Here is an 18,392-nt window from a genome sequence, read left to right on the forward strand (position 1 = left end):
CACCTCAAATCAAATCAATCTATTATATATTCTATCAAATTATCAACAGTATTAAAAACTTTGGGATAATCAATTTTTGGTCTTTCGATTAAAATAACTGTTAAACCAAGTGCAGCTGCAGCTTCAATTTTAGTTTTTAAACCACCTGTTTTTCCACTTGCCTTAGTTATAATAACATCTGCTTGGTACTCTTTAAACATTGCCTGGTTAAATTCTTTGCTAAAAGGACCCTTAGCTGCTACCAAATTAGCAGGAGATATACCAGCAGCTAAAATCTTTTTAATAAAAGCTGGAAAAGCCATTATCCTCAAAAATAGTCGCTGCTTATAATTAGTAATCTCATTTATAAAAATATTTATATTTTTAGAGCCTGTAGTTAAAAATATCTTTTCAAAATCTTTAGCTTTAAAAGCAGCTTCCTGATAACTAGCCACTCTAATTATTTTAGCTTGGGCAGTTAATTTAGTGTCTAATTTGAGCTCTTGACGTTCAAAACGAAGATAAGTAATCTCAGTTTGTTGAGCAGCTTTAATAGCATTTTTGCTTATTTTATCTGCAAAAGGATGAGTAGCATCAATAATTTGAGTTATTTTTTGACTTTTAATTAAATCAATTAAAGCTTTTGTATCCATTCTTTTTTTAATAACTGGTATTTCAAATTTTTCCTTAATCAATTCTTGGCCATAATCAGTTGTTACTGATGCTATTATTCTTTTTTGCTTTTCTTTTAAAGCTGAAATTATTTGATAACTATCAGAACTTCCAGCAATAATTAAAATCATACATTATAACCTCTGGGAGTAATTATTTTATTATTAGCAGCATAACTTTGAGAGTTTCCAATAATTACAGTTGATAGCATATCTACTTTAGTTAAGGGTAAATTTTCTAAATCAGTAATCAGAACTTCTTCTCCCTCTCTTGAAATATTTTTTACTATTCCAACAGGAGTTTTAGGATCACGCTCTTTTAAATAAATTTCTCTTGCTTTTTTTAGCTGCTTTTTTCTTCTACTGCTGCGCGGATTATATAAAACTGTAATTAAATCTGCCGCTGCTGCTGCTTTTAATCTTTTTAAAATAACTTCCCAGGGAGTTAAAATATCACTTAAACTAATTACTGCATAATCATGCATTAAAGGTGCTCCCAAAACAGCTGCTGCTGCATTTGCTGCTGTTATTCCTGGTAAAACTTTTATTTTAATTTCAGCTGCTTCTACTTCAGCCATTTCTAAGGCTAAACCAGCCATTCCATAAACACCAGGGTCACCACTACTAATTAAAGCTACTTTTTTACCAGAATTTGCATATTCAATTGCTTTTTTTACTCTTTCCTTTTCTTTGCTCATTCCACTAACATAAGTTTCTTGCTCTTTACCAATTATTTCTTCTATACATTTAAGATAAGTTGTATAACCAACTATAATGTCTACAGATTTTAAAGTCTGATAAGCCTCACGGCTCATACTAGCTAAATCACCTGGGCCAATTCCAATAACATAAAGATCTTCAGTTAACAATTTAAATCAATCCTTCCTTATTTTAAATACTTAATAAATTAAATTTTAGTATTAATAATATTTATAAACTAATAAATTAGAACTTAATTATTCAATAAAATAACTAATATTAGTCACCTGATCTAACAAAACCTTATTATGTGATACAATAATAAAAGATTGTGGTATTTTATTTAAAATTTTAATCATTCTTTTTACAGATTGCTTATCTAAACTGGCAAATGGTTCATCTAATAATAAAATATCAGGTTCCATTGCTAAGACCGCAGCAAAAGCTATTATTTTTTTCTGACCTTGAGATAAATTATAAGTAACCTTTTTTTCAAAACCTTCCATTTTAACTAAAGCCAATTTTTGAGCAACAATTGCTTTTGCTTCAGCTTTAGATTTCCCCAAATTAATCGGGCCAAAAGCAATATCTTCTTCAACTGTAGGAGAAAAAAGTTGATTATCTGAATCCTGAAATAAATAACCTATTCTTTCTCTAATTTCAATGAAATCTTCTTCTTTTTCTCTTTTTTGACCAAATATTTTTATTTGCCCAGCATCAGGCTTTAAAAGGCCCATAATTAATTTAAAAAAAGTTGTTTTACCACAGCCATTATCACCAATCAAGGCTATTCTATCTCCCTTTTTTAAACTAAAATTAAAGTCCTCTAAAATACAATCATCCTTTTCATAACTAAAAGCTAAATTTTTTACTTTTATCATTTTAAATCAAGCCTTCCTTAATTACAAATATTAAACTCAAACTAACTACTAGAGCAATTGTAAATAAAATATCAATTTTTTTTATTTTAAAATCATCAAAAAATATAAATTTACCTTTAAAGCCTCTACAAATCATGGCCTCATAAACTTTTTGAGAGCGCTCATAACTTTTAATTAAAAGCATTGCAATTAAATAGGCATAAGATTTATAAGTATGCAGATTAGTTTTTGCTTTAAAAGCTCTCATCAACATCGCTTCATTTAAACTATTATATTCTTTTTTTATAATATGCAAATAACGATAAACAAAGAAAAATAAATAAATTAATTTTTCAGCTACTTTTAATCTATATAAAGCATGAATAAGATTAGACATAGTAGTAGTTGTTAAAAGAGAAATAATTAAGAGCATAATGGCATTAGAACGCAGAGTTATTTTTAAAGCATAATAGACACCTTCAATTGTTAAACTAAATTTTCCAAAACTAACTAATATCTCTCCTGGAAAAGTAAATGGGATAAAAATCCAAATAATAATTATAAAAAAATTAATCATTAATAATTTTTTAAAAAGGAATTTAATTTCTATTTTACTATTAAAAATTAAGATAATCGCTAAAAATAAAAAATACGTTAAAGTTACTAAATCTTTTGTTAAAGCAATTATAAAAGCTGTTAAAAAAGCAACTATTATCTTTAAACGGGGATCAAGCTGGTGTACCCAGCTGTCCCCGTAAGTATTTTTTTGCTCAACTAACATTACTTATTCCCTTTTCTAAAATATAAAGCGACTCCCATCAAACCAAATATATAACCAATTCCACCTATTATTTCTGTAAAACTAGGGCCAGTATCTTGATTTGCTTGAATAATACTTTTTTTAATTGGAGCTAATTTTTTATCTAATTCTTCTGCAATGATTTTTCTTAGCTGCTCTTCATTCACAGTCTGAGCTTTTGCTTTCAAATCTGAATTTGTTGCAGATCCCTCTTGACTAAGAGCTGGTAATTCTGATTCAGTTATTGAATATTCAGCCTGATGACCCATGCCTGCATTCATTTTTAATTCTAAATCTGTTTTAGCTGGAATTTGAATTTCACAAACTCCATTTGCATCTGTTGTTCCCTCAGCCAATAATTTGCCTGCTTTATTATGTACTGTAATTTCTGCATTTTTAGCAGGAGATCCATCTCCAAAACCACCTTCTGCTATAATCTTATCACCTTCAACATAAGCATACAAAATAACTTTATGAGCAAAAGCTGGTAAAGAAAAAGATACAATGATTGCTAATAAGCTCACTAATAAAATTAAGTTTTTAAATCTTTTTTCTAAAATCATTTCTTATACAACTCCTCTAAAATAATTGGCTTAATTTTTTTAATTGAAAATATAACAAAAACACTAATAATCCCTTCAATAATCATTACTGGTACATGACTGACAATTGTTAATTTAGCAATTTTTAAAAATGAATCATTTGTGAAAAATAAAGATAGGGCTACCATTAGTGCAGTTATAAATACCGATAAAGCTCCACTAAAAAAGGCAGTAGTCCCTAAGAAAAAACGGGTATTTTTAAAATCATATAACTTAAAAAATTGATGTGCTATAATAGCTGGTAAGGCAACATTTAGGGTGTTAACCCCTAAAACAGTAATCCCACCAAACTGAAATAAAATACTCTGTAAAAATAAAGCGATTAAAACAGCTGGGAAAACCTGCCAGCCAAGTATAATCCCTGAAATACCATTTAAAAGTAGATGGACACTTGTTGGCCCAAGGGGAACATGAATTAAAGAAGCCACAAATAAAGCAGCAGATATAATAGCTGTTTTAGGTATATCTTTATCTTTCATTGTTTTTAAACCGATAGCAACTCCTGCAGCAGATGCTATTCCACCGCCAATTAAAACAGGGGCTGATAAGACTCCTTCCGAAATATGCAATTAAACTCACTCCTTTCAAAGTGCTAACAAATTAATTGTTATTAAATAATAATTATGATAAAATGACTTTAAGCCATGATATGAAGGGAGAAGGCTCAAAATGAGCCCTCTTTAATTTATTGGGAACTAAATTAATTCATATCATGTGCTTTTACCCACATTACTGCACCAATTTCATGATCTTTACCCTCAATTTTTTCTCCTTCCATCAAAGCTGCAAAACCCCACCAACCTGATTTAGGAATAGAATAAGCAAAAACTCCATTTTTATCTGCTTTAACTACCTGAGTATAGAAAGAATCAGCAGGAACTTCAACTCCACTATTATTTAAGCCACTAAAAGCTCCCTCATTTAGATATTCAATTTCTACTTCTGCATAAGGAACAGCTTTACCATCTTTTTTTACAATTGCTCTAAAACTATTTCCTGTCCATAAACCATAAGGTCTAGCTAAAGGAACTATTTCTGCTTTTTGACCAATTTCTCGGTCCCAATCACTAGGCATCCCCATTTTATTAACTACAATTTTAGTATATTGAGTTATGTAAGCATCTTCACTTGCTTCATAATAAGGTGCTGGTTCTAAATAAAATAAATAGTCACCAGGAGCTTTAGTTTTATAATTAGTCTTCCAGGCTTGAGAACCAAAATATTCAAATGATTCTAATTCAGAAGTTAAATCTTTTTCTCGCCCTTTATTAACTACAGCAAATTTTTCTGGTTTATTCATTTCCATTGTGTGAGAGGCTTCCATTGGATGAGTAAAAATTAACTGTAAACCAATTTCTTCTGCTTCCCCATTACTAATTGTCTCATCTGTAGGTAAAATAAGCTGAAAATGAGCAGATACACTCAAAGTTAAAATGAAAATTAAAAGCATTGAAAATAAAACTGTTTTCTTAAACATTTAAATCACCCTTTTTTTAAATTTTTAGTTTTTGCTTGCTTAAATCTAAATCAAAATATAATTTCCCCTTTAATTACTAAACTCACCTCCTTTTTTAATTTTTATAATTAATTATCCAGGCTGAAGCTTAATTAAAATCAGCCCAGATAAAATAATTAACTTTTAATCAATTAACTTTGCAACTTTTTTAACATAAGCTTCTCTAACTCCTTGATATTCACCTAAGCCTTGGAGCTGAATCTCTACTTCATAACCAGCTGCTTCTAACTGATTTTTCCAGCTATCTTCTTCTTGACCAGCCATATCATTTTGGGCATGATCTCCAGCAACTAACATTAATGGTGCCAATTTAACTTTTTGATAAGCTTTATTTTTTAAGTGTTTAATAACCTGTTCTAACTCAGGATAGCCTTCAACAGTTCCTACATAATAGTTATCCATTCCCTTATCTTTTAAAACATAATCAAAAGTTGCATAAACAGAATTAGCAGCATGTTCACTTCCATGTCCCATCAACACAACAGCTTCTTTTTCTGGATCAGTTACTTTTACTTCAGCATCTATGGTCTCTGCTAATTTAAAATAATCTTTAGTTTTAGTTAAAAGAGCTCTTCCATATTCTAAAATTCTAAATTTGTTTTCATATTTCTTAACTACCCTAACTAAATCATGGAATTCACTCCCATTAATAATATGTAAAGGCTGCACAATTACCTGTTGATAACCTGCTTGATATAATTTTTCTAAGGCTGTTTCTGGATTATTAATATGAAGATTATCCCTTCTTTTTAATTTTTCAATAATCATTCCAGAAGTAAAAGCTCTTTTTAAATCATAATCAGGAAAATTATCACTAATTTCCTTTTCACAAGCTGCAATAGTCTTTTTTCTAGTTTCATGATAACTAGTTCCAAAACTAACAACTAAAACTGCTTTTTTCTCTTTTTCTCCTGCTCGATATTCGTGAGCAAAATTTTTATCATATAGTTTTGATTTCTGATAATCACTATCTAAAAAATCACCAACTAAAATTAAAGCAGTTTTTTTAATTCCAGCTGCTTTTACTTCAGCCGCGATTTCACCTAGAGTAGATTTAATAACTTTTTGTTCTGGCCAAGAAGCTTTAGCTACAATAGCAGCCGGAGTAGTTAATGGATATTCTTTACTTAGATTATCTACTACTTCTTCTATCATCTGCACACTTAAAAAGATAGCCATTGAAGCTTGATGTTGAGCTAAGCTAGCTAATTTTTCTTTTTCAGGAACTGGAGTTCTACCAGCCTGCCTTGTTAAAATTACAGTTTGGGAAACATCAGGTAAAGTATATTCTGCTTCTAAAGCTGCTGCTGCAGCTAAAAATGAACTTACACCTGGTATAATCTGATAGTCAATTTCATTTTCTACTAAAATATCTATTTGTTCTTTAATCGCTCCATAAATTGAAGGATCTCCTGTATGAACTCTTGCTACATTCTGATCAGCTGCTTTTGCTTCTTTTATTATTTCAATGACCTGGTCTAAACTTAAATTAGCACTATTATAAACTTTAGCATCTTGATTATATTTTAAAACTTCTGGATTAACTAAAGAACCAGCATAAATAATAATTTCTGAATTTTCTATAGCTTTTTTTCCCTTAATCGTTAATAATTCTGGGTCACCAGCTCCGGCTCCAATAAGATATACTTTCATTTAAATCCCCTCTCTTTTAACAATCATCAAAGTTAAATAAGCAATTTTTTCATCTTTAAAATAATCAATATCTTCTGTATAAAATTCATCTTCAAAACCACATTTACTAGCAATAACTACATTCTTTTTTAAATCTAACTTATCTAAAACTGGATAAACAGTTTTGTAATTACGACTCAGTTTTAAAATAATAACTGTTTCAAATAGAGCAAAAACTTTTTCTAAATACTCTTCACTTTTAACATCAGAAATAATAGCTGTATTTTCTTTTCCTTCTGCTAAAGCTAAATTATATTTAGCTGCACTAGCTGTAATAGAATTAATACCAGGCACAGTTTCTACTTCAATTTCATTATTCCATTTTTTTATTTTTTCTAACATATAAGAATAAGTACTATAAAGTAAAGGATCACCTATGGTCACAAAAGCAACACTTTTACCTGAATTAAGTAAATCATTTATTTTTTCAGCTGCTTGACAGCGTGATTTTTCTAACTCACTTTTTTTCTTGGACATTTTAAATTCTAACCGAATAAATTTTTCTTGATCTGCAATTAAGTTAGATATAATTTCTAAGGCTCGACTAGAGTCACTATTTGTTGAAACAGGAGTACAGATATAATCAACATTTTTTAAAGTTTCTACAGCTTTTAAAGTCAAAAGACCAGAATCACCTACCCCTACCCCGACCCCATAAAATTTCTTAGCCAAATTTATTCCTCCCTCTGAGCACTAATAACATAAATTGGAGTTAGTGCTTTAAACATTTTATAATTTTTTATATTTCTAGTTCTAGTTACAGCTACATTAACAATTTCTAATTTATAATTTAAGGCTTCTAATTTTGAAATGCCAGTTATTAAAGTATTTAAAGTTACTGCTGTTAATACAATTCTTCCTCTTTTTTTGAGTTTCTGGTCAGCTTGTTCAAGAATCTCAGCCAAATGACCGCCACTACCACCAATAAATATTCTATCTGCTTCTGGCAGAGCATCCATTTTAAGAGGAGCTTCACTTTTTATTAGTTGAATATTATTTAACTTAAAATTTTCAATATTTTTTTTGATTAAATTTAAGGCCTCAGCCTTTCTTTCTAAAGCATATACCTGACCAGATTTTAAGGCTAAACCCATTTCTACAGAAATACTACCACTTCCTGCTCCAATATCGTAAGCAATTTGTTTACTTTTTAATCTTAACTTAGAGATGATTACCGCTCTTAGTTCTGACTTAGTCATTGGAACTTCACCTCTAATAAAATAATCATCTGGAATTCCAGGACTATTATATTTCCATTCTGCCACTAAAATCACCTTCTAAATCTAATTTATAGTCTCTTTCATTTTTAGCTAAAATAATCATTACTGTTAGCTTAGAAAATTTCTTTTCTTTTATTTCCACAGCAGTACCAGCTGTTATTTTTTCAGATTGATAAGAAAGATTTTCAAAGACAAAGATTTCTTGATCATTAACTCCATTTTCTAATAAATATTCTGCAATTTTATTCGGGGGAAATTTATTATCTGTAAAAAAACCAACTTTATTATTTTTCTGCAGTAGTTGTAATAATTTAGCTTTATTATCTTTGCCGTGTAGACTTGTTATTTGCAAATCATTCCAATTGATTTTAATCTTAGCTGCTGCCAGCTGTAAAGCACTAATCCCAGGAATCACTTCTAAAATTCTAGCATCTAATTCCCGCCTTAAATAATTCAGTAAGCTATATAGACCAGGGTCTCCAGAAACTAAAACCGCAATTTTTTGTTTCTGATAATTATTCAAGATATAATTTTTAATATCTTTTAAAGGTGTTTTGATCTTTATTTTTTCTACTTCTAAATCAGGAAAAAGATCTAATGCTCGCTGGCCTCCAATTAAAACATCCATCTGGTATATTATTTTTTCACTTTTTTTTAATAAATAATCTCCATTTCCCGGACCAATCCCTAAAACATAAACTTTATTCAAAATCAAAATCCTCCTTAGCTCCTTGAGTCAAAGCAATAATCCCTTGCTTTAAACTAAAAATTACAGCTTCTGTTTTAATTTTATTTTCCAATTTTTCTTCTGTTTTTTGAACTACAGCAGCTGCTAACTGATCTAAAACTGACTGCATATTATTTTCTAATAAATAAGCAGCTATTTCTTCTGCTGTATTTGCAGCAAATATGTCTTTTATATTTTGCTGTTTAGCCCCAAGTAAAGCTGCGTGAGCAGCAATTATTTCTTTTCTAGCATCTGCTTTTTTACTATGAGTATTAAAAATACCTCCAGCTACTTTAACAATTTTACCAATATGACCCAAAATAATAATTTCATCTAAATTAAGATCTTTAGCTTCAACTAACATAAAACCAACAAAATTACTCATTCTAATAATTCTTTCTTCTTTAAAACCAGCTTTGAGAGCTATTTTTTTGCCATGATTTCCAAAAACAAAAATTAATTTTTTTTGCTTTAAAGCAACTGCTTGCTTTAACTCAATCGCTAAAGAATCTTTATAAGCTGATTCGGACATTGGTTCTACTATTCCAGTTGTACCTAAAATTGAAATTCCACCTTTAATTCCTAATTTAGGATTAAAAGTTTTTTTGGCAATTTCTACTGCAGCTGGGGCTGAAATAGTTAATTCAAATCTATGATTAAGTGGAAAAACAGATTGAACAGCTTTTTTTATCATTTTTCTGGGCTCAGGATTAACAGCTGCCTGGCCAACATCCATTTTTAAACCAGGTTTTGTTATTTTGCCAATTCCACAACCTGCTTTAATAATTACTTCTGTCTCTTTTTTACTTATATCTTTTTTTAGTAATTTCAGATCAACAGTAATTTTTAGACCATCTGTCTGATCAGGATCATCACCAGCATCTTTAATAATAGCAGCCCGAGCTTTATCTGCTGTATAAAAACAATCTAAAACATCCATTTCGACTGCAATTCCAGCTGGAGTATTAATCACTACCTGTTGAATTTTTTTTTGAGCTAATAACATTTCAGCAGCAGCCTTAGCTGCTCCAGCAGTAGTGGTCCCAGTTGTATAGCCCAAGCGATATTTTTTACCACCCTTTTCAATATATTGCTCAAAGCTCATAATTAATCCTCAAGCATATAAAGTACAGAATTAACAACGGAAGCAGCTATTGCACTCCCACCTTTACGTCCTGCCAAAGAAATATGAGGTATCTTACTTGCTATCAATTCAGCTTTAGATTCTGCAGCTCCTACATAACCTACAGGAGTACCTACAATAAAATCTATTTCTTTTCCAGCTTCAGCTAAATTTAATAATTCAAAAAGTGCAGTTGGAGCATTACCAACAGCAAATATTTTTTTGCCTGGTAAGTCTACTGCTTTACGCATAGCCATAATAGATCTAGTTAAAGAAGTTTTTTTAGCTTTTTCTCTTACATCTTCATCTGAAATAAAGCATTTAACTTCTCCTCCATATTCAGCCAATTTTCTTTTGTTGATACCTGCTTTAAGCATTGAAACATCTGTTATAATATCTGCTCCCTCTCTAATTAATTGGCTCATTTTTTCGATAGCAGCTGGTGAAAATTTGACTTTTGTTGCTAATTTAGGTTCTGCTGAAGCATGAATCACCCTTTTTATTGTTTTTAATTCTGATTCACTACAGTCTAATTTCCCTATTTCTTGATCAATCATTCTCATACTCTTAGCTTCAATTTCGTATGGATTAGTATCTTCCATTTGTTTTCAGCTCCTTATTTTAATAGTTTATTTAAATTAAGATTCAAACCAAGTTTAATTAAATAGTAATTTTTAACTATTTTTCGATTCCTACTCTAGCTTGAACTCCTTTTTGATAATAATGTTTAATTTCTTTCATTTCAGTTACCAAATCAGCTCTTTCTATGATTTCTGCTGCTGCATTGCGGCCAGTTATTACAACTTCTACCCCTGAATCACGAGCATCTATAACTTCTATTAACTCTGCTGCTGAAAAGAGATCATAATAAACTGCAATATTTGCTTCATCTAAAATAACTACTTCATATTCTCCTGATTTTAAAATTTCAGCAACTTCTAATAGCCCAGCTTTAGCTGCATTAATATCATCTTTGTTTGGCTGACCATTAATAAAACATTTTAAACCATATTGTTTAATCTCTACATTTTTCAGCTGAGAAAAACTATTTAATTCACTATATTTCATTCCTTTAACAAACTGGGCGATATAAACTTTTTTGCCAGCTCCTACAGCCCTTAAAGCCAAGCCAAAAGAAGCAGTTGTTTTTCCTTTTCCATTACCAGTATAAACTTGAACCATACCTTGCATTTTAAGCCACCTCTTATTAAATTAGTCTGCAAAAATAATTTTATATAATGCTTTTAGATCAATATATTTTTTAAATTCTTCTGCCAAATAATTATAATTATCTTCTCTAATTTGAGCTGCAGTTTTTAGATTAACTATGCTAGCTTGATAACCCTTTTTTTCTAATAAGTAATTAAGTAGGGCATTTCTGAAATTATCATTTATAAATATATTATGAATATAAGTTCCCCAAACATTAGCAGCTTTGTTCACAGCTCCATCATTAATAATTTTGTCTGTTTTATTTAATTTTTTTCTTTTTAACTTAAAGACTGCTTCTTCAGATTCATTCAAGGTCCTACCCTGATGAATCTCATAACCACTTAAATTTTTAAATTTCTTGTCTTGTAAAAATTTCAATTCATTTAAAGTTTCAGCTTTAACCTGACGTCTTATTTTCTTTTTTTCTAAAATAGTTGTAGTTTTCAAAAGGGAGAGCCCCTCAATTTCATTCTCTTTTCCTTCATAATGATTTGGATCCTTTATTTTTTGACCAAGCATTTGATAACCACCACAAATACCAATAATCATTTTACCTTGAGCTGCAGCTTCGATTATTTTAGCTGCTAATTTTGATTCATATAAAAATTTTAAATCATTAATTGTAGTTTTAGAGCCAGGAAGTATAATTAAATCTGGATTACCAAAATCAGCTGCTTTTTTCAAATAACGTAATCTAACTTCTTCTTTATTTTTAAAATAATCAAAATCAGTAAAATTTGACATTTTAGGATAAGCAATAACTGCAATATCTAGTTTAAAGTTTTTTTGATTATAGCTTTGTTGTTTTATGCTATCTTCTGAAGGTAGATCTAAATCTTTTAAAAAAGGAATAACTCCGAGCACTTTTTTTTGAGTATGTTTTTCAATTAATTCTACTCCCGATTCAAAATTAGCAGGATCTCCTCTAAATTTATTTACTATAATCCCTTTAACTCGTCTCCGTTCAGCTTCTGTTAAAAGATCTAAAGTTCCAACAATAGAAGCAAAAACACCACCTTTATCAATATCAGCCACCAAAATAACAGGTGCCTTAGCAATTTCTGCTGCCTTCATATTAACAAAATCCTTGTCTCTTAAATTAACTTCTGCTGGATTACCTCCACCTTCTAAAACTAAAATATCATATCTAGATTTTAAATCAGCTATAGCTTTTTTAATGACATTAATAAATTTTTCTTTTTCAGCAAAATAATCTGCAGCCTGCATATTTTTATATATTTTGCCCTGCAAAATTATCTGAGACATATTATCAGCATTAGGCTTCATTAAAATCGGACTCATATTAACTTCTGGATCTACAAGAGCAGCTTCGGCTTGAACAGCTTGAGCAATAGCAATTTCTTTTCCTGCTTTAGTTATATAAGAATTTAAAGACATATTTTGTGATTTAAAAGGAGCTACTTTATAGTCAGCCTGAGCCAAAACCCGACATAAAGCTGCAGTTAAAATACTTTTGCCAGCATCTGAAGCTGTACCCTGAATCATAATTGATTTTGCCATCTTAATTGCACCTACTTAATTCTAAAAGTTTATCTAAGTCTAAATTAGCTTCTACTGTATCTGCTAAGCGGTCAAGATTTTTTTCTATTTCTGCCTGGTAATTATAAGTTTCAATTTGGGATAAATTTTTATTTTTTCTGAGCAAATTTAAAATTTTACTGCGAAAATTATTATTATCAAAAAGACCATGTAAATAACTACCAAAACAGTTCCCAGCTTTATTTACTGCTCCATCTTTAAGTTTTACTGTTTGGCCTGACCTCTCTTTTAATTCAAATAGTGCTTCTGTTTCATTTAAATAATTAGTTTGGCCCATGTGAATTTCATAACCGCTAAAATTAGCCTGAGCAAAATGAGTCTTGATTTTTTGATTATTTAAATTGGGATTAATTCTAACTTCAGCTTGATGAGTTGTTTTGTGAGCTAAAAATTCTGTTTCAATTGCTAAAAGTCCAAGCCCTTTAAGCTCTTTTTGGCCCCCTTCTGTCTGTTTAGGATCAATTAGTTTTTGACCTAAAATTTGAAAGCCACCACAAATCCCAATAATCATTTTTCCTTTTTGATTAGCTTTTTTAATTTCTGCAGCTAAACCACTTTCTTTTAAAAAAACTAAATCTTTGGTAGTGGTTTTAGTTCCAGGAATAATTATCAAATCAAATTTACTAAGTTTAGTCTTTTTAGCTATATATTCTAAGTGCAAATCTTTTTCCATTTTCAGTGCATTAAAATCACTAAAATTAGATAAGTGAGGAAGCTTAATAATAGCTACTTTTAAGTTATTATCTTGATTATTATCTCTCTGCCATTTTTCTCTTAAAGAAGCGGAATCTTCTTCTGGTAAATTAAGTTCTTTGAGATAAGGCAGTACTCCCATTACTTCTTTGCCTGTATAATCTTCTAAAAATTCAAAAGCTGGTTTTAATAAATCAAGGTCACCTCTAAATTTATTAATTATTAATCCTTTTATTAATTTTTTGTGTTTTTTTGCTAACAGTTTTAAAGTACCAACTAGAGCAGCAAGTGAACCGCCTTTTTCAATACTGCTAATTAAAAAGACTGGGCTTTGATAAATTTCAGCTGTGAACATATTAGCAAAATCAGGGGTCTTTCGATTAATTTCAGCTGGGCTACCCGCTCCCTCCATAATGATTAAATCATTAGTTGCTCTTAATTTTTTTAAAGAAGATTTAATTGTTTTTTCATAAATTTCTAAATAGTCATGTTGACGTTCTTGATAACTAATATTACCTACAGCTTGACCTCTAATCACCAATTGAGTTTCTCCTGCTCCCATTGCTTTGACCAAAATTGGCTGCATATCTACATTAACTTCTCTAAAAGCTGCTCTAGCCTGTAGAGCTTGAGCAATACCAACTTCTGCTCCGTTTTTGGTAATATAAGAATTTAAAGACATATTCCAAGCTTTAAAAGGGGCTGTTTTTATTCCTCTGCGAGCAAAAGCTCGACAGAGAGCTGTAGTTAAAATACTTTTACCTGAATCAGAAGCTGTACCTTGAATCATTATTGTTCCTGCTTTATTTTGCATAATTTTAAACTCCTCTTAAAAAAGCTATCTAAATTAAAAAATCCCAACCCTTGGGTTGAGAATTAAAGTTGATAATCACTATTAAAACACCTATTTTAAAATAACAATAATTGCTATTTTAAACTAATGATTATTTAACTACTACCTGTTCCCGAGGTTAATTGTAGATTATATATAAATGGCAGGTCTCCTGACTCCTGAGTTAAAACTTAAAGATCTATAACCTTCCCTATTCTGAGTAAGGTGGTATCATACTAGACTTTAATATCAGTCACAGTGGCGGGCCCGTTCAGGATTTTAACCTGATTCCCTATTCTCTTTAACAAATTGTTAAAGCACCATTCTATATAAAATATTTTTTTTTAATCAAGACTGTATTAACTATATCTTATTTTAAGTCATTTGTAAAATTTAATTTACTTAAAATAATACTATCATCATAAATTTTAAGTTCAGTTACTGAGCAGTTATCAATTTGAAACTGCCAAAAATCTGCTAATTCACTTCCTAAAACAACTGATAGATATAATTTGATTACTCCACCATGAGTAACAACTAAAATTTTATCACCTTTGTTTTTTTCGATTATTTGGTTAAAGAAGTTAACAATTCTCTTTTTAAAATCAAGCATTTGTTCACCATTTGAAGGAGGATTCTGCAGTGGATCATCTTGCCAAGCTTTTAATTCTTCTTTATATTGTTCTTTAATCTGATCAAATTTTAAACCTTCCCAATCACCAAAATTCATTTCTCTAATATTAATATCTTCTTGAACATCTAAATTCTTTTGAGCAGCCACAAAAGAAGCGGTCTTCTGAGCTCTTTTTAAGTCACTACTATAAATATGATCAAGCTTAATTTCAGTAAAAATAGTAGCAGCTTTTTTAGCTTCAGCAATACCTGTTTCATTTAATTCAATATCTGTTTGGCCTTGAAAAATAGATTGTTTATTCCAATCCGTTTGACCATGTCTTAATAAGTATAATTCAGTTTCCATAAAATCTCCACCTTAATAATTATTATCAAACTCTATTTTAATTTCTTTTATCTTTTCTGAGATTAGATTATTAATGTTAGTAATTATTTGCTGATAATCTTCCTTTTTTAACTCTAATAAATTTGCTTGCTCTTTATCAATTATCTGCCGAATTTCAGTTAGAAAACTAGTAGAAGCTAATTCTCTAAATATTTTTTTTCTTAATTTAGAATTTTCTATTTCAGAAATAATCATTGATCTTTTTTCTGCCATAATCTCTAACAAAATACTATATTCAATGCCAAATTGATTTTCTAATTTTTTTCTAATATTTTTAGCTAAAGCAGGTAAATTACCGCCACTAGAAATAGTTAAGTTCAAATCTCCTCTTTTAAACAGAGCTGGTACATTAAAATCTGATTTAGCAGAATTATCAGCTACATTTATTAAAGCCTTTTGTTTTTTAGCTAAAAAGGCTATCTCTTTATTTAACTCAGTTTTATTTGTTGCTATAAAAATTAGATCCTGCTTAATTAAATCTTCTTTTTTAAATTTTCTTTTTAAAAATATATATCTATCTCTATTTTGAGCTAAATATGGATCAAATCCGGGATTGAAATCTGGACTAACTACTTTAATTTGAGCAGTAGTAGTACTTAAACGTTTAAATTTACGTAGTGCTACTTTACCAGCACCTACAATTAAAACTTTTTTATCCTCTAGTTTTAAATTAATAGGATAAAAGTTCAATTTTTTCCTCCTTTTAAGTCTTTTTTTATTCACCAACAGCAAAAATTGTTTTTACCGCTTCTAATTTTGATTCTTTAGTTGACTCAGTTTCTACTGCCAACTCTTTTAAGCCTACAGTTGGCTGATGTAATAATTTATTTAAAAGCCTATGGCCAAGTTGTTTAATAATCTCATCTGTTTTTAACTCTGAATTTTCAAGTAAGTGAAGTGCTCTTTTTACTTCTTCTTCTTTAATAGTCTGAGCATCTTTGCGCATTTCTTTAATTAAAGGTACACAGCGTCTTTCTCGCAGCCAACGCTGAAAATTATATTTTTCATCTTCAATTATAGCTTCAGCTTTTTCTACTTCATTTTCCCTTAAATCCATATTTTTATCTATTACTCTTTTTAAATCATCTATGTTATATAAGTGAAGTCCAGCTAATTCTTCTACTGACTGGTCAATATCTCTGGGCATTGCTATATCAATTAAAAACATTGGCCCATGTTTTTTGGCAACAGCATCTAAAAGATCTTCTTTATGCAAAACAGTATGTGGTGCTCCTGTAGAAGCAATTATAATATCAACTTCAGCTACTTTTTCTTTAAATTCTTCCCAATGGATAACTTCTCCTCCATATTTAGAAGCTAATTTAAGACCATTACTATAAGTTCGATTTGCAACTAAAATTCCTTCAACACCATAACTAACTAAATTTTTCAGTGTTAATTCAGCGGTTTTACCTGCTCCTAAAATCATTACTTTTTCGCCATCTAAACTACCAAATATATCTCGAGCTAGTTCAACTGCTGCATAACTAACTGAAACTGCTCTTTCATTAATTTTTGTTTTAGTCCGCACAAGTTTTCCAACTTTAATTGCTTCTAAACAAAGTTGGTTTAAATAAGATGCAGTTAGATTTTCTTCTTTGTAGCTTCTATATTGTTTCTTTATTTGAGCTAAAATCTGATCTTCTCCCCTAACTAAGGAGTCAAGTCCAGAGGCTACCCGATAAAAATGGTCAACCGCTTTTAAATCATTATATTGATAAAGATAATCACTTAAATTATCAATTTCATATTTAAAATGACCTTGTAAAACTTTATTTAATAAATCAAAAATATGCTTTTTTACTTTTGCTCTAGCCCCAGCTTCTTTTTCTGAATACAAATAAATTTCAAAACGATTACAAGTACTTAAAATGAAAAACTCCTTAAATAAATCTGTTTTTGTTAATTCAATTAAATTTTCTTTAATTTCAGGTGTCTTTTTAGAGAGTTTATCTCTGATAAAAATAGGGGCTGTACGATGATTAATTCCTGATACTAAAAGTTGCATCAGAGACCTCCTTTATTATTTTTGAAAATTGACTAGTAAAATAAAACCTAAATTATTTAATTACTAATTACTTTTTTTGCGTGCTCTTGAACTACCAATACCTAATGATTTTCTATACTTGGCGACTGTTCTACGATTAATACTAATTTCATGTTTTGCCTGTAAAACTTCAGCTAATTTACTATCAGTTAAAGGTTTAGCTTTATCTTCTTTAGCAATTTCTTTACTTAAAATAGCTTTAATACTAACTGAAGAAACATTGTCTATTCCACTATTAAAAAATAATTTTAAATTAAAAACTCCATGTGGTGTCTGCATATACTTTCCAGTAGTAGCTCTACTAACAGTCGATTCATTCATTTCAATTTCTTTAGCAACATCTTCCATGGTTAGAACTTCTAAGTATTCTAAACCTTTTTCAAAAAATCTTTTTTGTTTTTTTAAAATGGCTTCTGCTATTTTTTTTATTGTTTCTCTTCTTTTAATAATACTTTTAATTAACCAAATTGCGGAGCGGTGTTTATTTTTTAAATACTCTATGCATTCTGGGTCATCAGACTGTTTTAGTAAGTTGTAATAATAATTATTAATTTTTAAAGTTGGGGAAAATTTTTCTTTATAAATAATTTTATAATCATCTAGTTCTTTTTTTACTATTATATCAGGTTCAACATAATCAACTTTATTTTCTAAAGGATTTAAATCAGAAAAATCAATATTTAACTTCTTAATTTTTTCTAATATAGTTTCAACTTGAGCTAATTCTATTTCAAAAAGATCCGCAATTACTTCTAAAGCCAAAGTAAGTTCTCCTTGATCATTAAAACTACCAACTATAAATTTACCAACTCGTATTTCATTATCATTTAAAACTTCAAATAATTGATTTTCTAATGATTCACAAAAACTTGGCTTATAAGATATAAATTTTTCATATTCTATTTTATCTTTAGTAATTGAGTTATTATAACTATATTTATTATCTTGGAATTTTTCCATCTTTTCTAATAAAGGATTTTCTTGTATCTCTTTATCTATAAATTCACTTAACTCCAAGCTGCTGTATTGTAATATTTCTATGGCCATTTTTAATTCTGGAGTCAGGATAAGATCTTGTTTCTGCTCTAAGTTAATATTAAAATCTAATTCCATATAAATCTCCTTTTAATTACTAAAAATTT

19 protein-coding genes, 2 pseudogenes and 1 riboswitch are annotated in these 18,392 nt (G+C 29.5%); all 21 genes and pseudogenes read right to left on the minus strand.

From position 1 onward, the window contains the following. Window positions 1-14: 14 nt before the first annotated feature. Window positions 15-782, minus strand: coding sequence for a precorrin-6A reductase (gene cobK / locus HPRAE_RS07785; protein WP_014553672.1), 768 nt, complete (start codon window positions 780-782; stop codon window positions 15-17). After that, entirely contained in the window at window positions 779-1,519 is a 741-nt protein-coding gene (cobJ, locus tag HPRAE_RS07790; RefSeq protein WP_014553673.1) for a precorrin-3B C(17)-methyltransferase, read from the minus strand. Before cobJ ends, cobK begins: the two co-directional genes overlap by 4 nt. A gap of 87 nt (window positions 1,520-1,606) precedes the next feature. Next, window positions 1,607-2,230: an energy-coupling factor ABC transporter ATP-binding protein gene (locus HPRAE_RS07795; protein WP_014553674.1), complete on the minus strand. Its 624-nt coding sequence runs from the start codon at window positions 2,228-2,230 to the stop codon at window positions 1,607-1,609. A 1-nt stretch (window position 2,231) separates the two neighbouring features. After that, the gene (cbiQ, locus tag HPRAE_RS07800) at window positions 2,232-2,990 is read right to left on the minus strand and encodes a cobalt ECF transporter T component CbiQ (protein WP_014553675.1); all 759 of its coding nucleotides are present in this window, start codon (window positions 2,988-2,990) and stop codon (window positions 2,232-2,234) included. Next, window positions 2,990-3,571, minus strand: coding sequence for a hypothetical protein (locus tag HPRAE_RS11130; RefSeq protein WP_014553676.1), 582 nt, complete (start codon window positions 3,569-3,571; stop codon window positions 2,990-2,992). Before HPRAE_RS11130 ends, cbiQ begins: the two co-directional genes overlap by 1 nt. Further along, a complete protein-coding gene (gene cbiM / locus HPRAE_RS11135) occupies window positions 3,568-4,179 on the minus strand; it encodes a cobalt transporter CbiM (RefSeq protein WP_014553677.1) in 612 nt (203 codons plus the stop codon). Before cbiM ends, HPRAE_RS11130 begins: the two co-directional genes overlap by 4 nt. A gap of 131 nt (window positions 4,180-4,310) precedes the next feature. Further along, window positions 4,311-5,087 (minus strand): DUF4198 domain-containing protein, encoded by a 777-nt coding sequence (locus HPRAE_RS07815; RefSeq protein WP_014553678.1) that lies wholly within the window; start codon window positions 5,085-5,087, stop codon window positions 4,311-4,313. A gap of 162 nt (window positions 5,088-5,249) precedes the next feature. Further along, window positions 5,250-6,011 (minus strand): annotated as a pseudogene (locus tag HPRAE_RS11365) (sirohydrochlorin cobaltochelatase); the annotation flags it as partial. 15 nt (window positions 6,012-6,026) lie between these two features. Then, window positions 6,027-6,779 (minus strand): annotated as a pseudogene (gene cobM / locus HPRAE_RS11370) (precorrin-4 C(11)-methyltransferase); the annotation flags it as partial. Further along, entirely contained in the window at window positions 6,780-7,490 is a 711-nt protein-coding gene (gene cobI, locus HPRAE_RS07825; RefSeq protein ID WP_014553680.1) for a precorrin-2 C(20)-methyltransferase, read from the minus strand. Between the two features lie 2 nt (window positions 7,491-7,492). Further along, complete coding sequence (cbiT, locus tag HPRAE_RS07830; protein ID WP_014553681.1) at window positions 7,493-8,083, minus strand: precorrin-6Y C5,15-methyltransferase (decarboxylating) subunit CbiT; 591 nt, start codon at window positions 8,081-8,083, stop codon at window positions 7,493-7,495. Next, the gene (gene cbiE / locus HPRAE_RS07835) at window positions 8,064-8,747 is read right to left on the minus strand and encodes a precorrin-6y C5,15-methyltransferase (decarboxylating) subunit CbiE (RefSeq protein WP_014553682.1); all 684 of its coding nucleotides are present in this window, start codon (window positions 8,745-8,747) and stop codon (window positions 8,064-8,066) included. The genes cbiT and cbiE overlap by 20 nt, the downstream gene beginning before the upstream one ends. Further along, window positions 8,740-9,870, minus strand: coding sequence for a cobalt-precorrin-5B (C(1))-methyltransferase CbiD (gene cbiD, locus HPRAE_RS07840; RefSeq protein ID WP_014553683.1), 1,131 nt, complete (start codon window positions 9,868-9,870; stop codon window positions 8,740-8,742). Before cbiD ends, cbiE begins: the two co-directional genes overlap by 8 nt. Before the next feature lie 2 nt (window positions 9,871-9,872). Then, complete coding sequence (locus tag HPRAE_RS07845) at window positions 9,873-10,490, minus strand: precorrin-8X methylmutase (RefSeq protein ID WP_014553684.1); 618 nt, start codon at window positions 10,488-10,490, stop codon at window positions 9,873-9,875. A 76-nt stretch (window positions 10,491-10,566) separates the two neighbouring features. Next, window positions 10,567-11,079 (minus strand): cob(I)yrinic acid a,c-diamide adenosyltransferase, encoded by a 513-nt coding sequence (cobO, locus tag HPRAE_RS07850; RefSeq protein ID WP_014553685.1) that lies wholly within the window; start codon window positions 11,077-11,079, stop codon window positions 10,567-10,569. 21 nt (window positions 11,080-11,100) lie between these two features. Next, complete coding sequence (locus tag HPRAE_RS07855) at window positions 11,101-12,621, minus strand: cobyric acid synthase (protein ID WP_014553686.1); 1,521 nt, start codon at window positions 12,619-12,621, stop codon at window positions 11,101-11,103. Window position 12,622: 1 nt separating this feature from the next. Further along, window positions 12,623-14,167 carry a cobyric acid synthase gene (locus HPRAE_RS07860; RefSeq protein WP_014553687.1) on the minus strand — a complete coding sequence of 515 codons (1,545 nt, stop codon included), beginning with the start codon at window positions 14,165-14,167 and terminating at the stop codon, window positions 12,623-12,625. A 163-nt stretch (window positions 14,168-14,330) separates the two neighbouring features. Further along, window positions 14,331-14,524: riboswitch (cobalamin riboswitch) on the minus strand. Between the two features lie 31 nt (window positions 14,525-14,555). After that, entirely contained in the window at window positions 14,556-15,164 is a 609-nt protein-coding gene (gene cobC / locus HPRAE_RS07865; protein ID WP_014553688.1) for an alpha-ribazole phosphatase, read from the minus strand. Between the two features lie 12 nt (window positions 15,165-15,176). Then, the gene (locus tag HPRAE_RS07870; RefSeq protein WP_014553689.1) at window positions 15,177-15,893 is read right to left on the minus strand and encodes a precorrin-2 dehydrogenase/sirohydrochlorin ferrochelatase family protein; all 717 of its coding nucleotides are present in this window, start codon (window positions 15,891-15,893) and stop codon (window positions 15,177-15,179) included. Window positions 15,894-15,918: 25 nt separating this feature from the next. After that, the gene (gene hemA / locus HPRAE_RS07875; RefSeq protein WP_014553690.1) at window positions 15,919-17,211 is read right to left on the minus strand and encodes a glutamyl-tRNA reductase; all 1,293 of its coding nucleotides are present in this window, start codon (window positions 17,209-17,211) and stop codon (window positions 15,919-15,921) included. 63 nt (window positions 17,212-17,274) lie between these two features. Further along, window positions 17,275-18,363, minus strand: coding sequence for an RNA polymerase factor sigma-54 (locus tag HPRAE_RS07880; protein ID WP_014553691.1), 1,089 nt, complete (start codon window positions 18,361-18,363; stop codon window positions 17,275-17,277). Window positions 18,364-18,392: the final 29 nt, after the last annotated feature.

It is taken from the genome of Halanaerobium praevalens DSM 2228 (assembly GCF_000165465.1).
In the GTDB taxonomy this organism is placed as follows: Bacteria; Bacillota; Halanaerobiia; order Halanaerobiales; family Halanaerobiaceae; genus Halanaerobium; species Halanaerobium praevalens.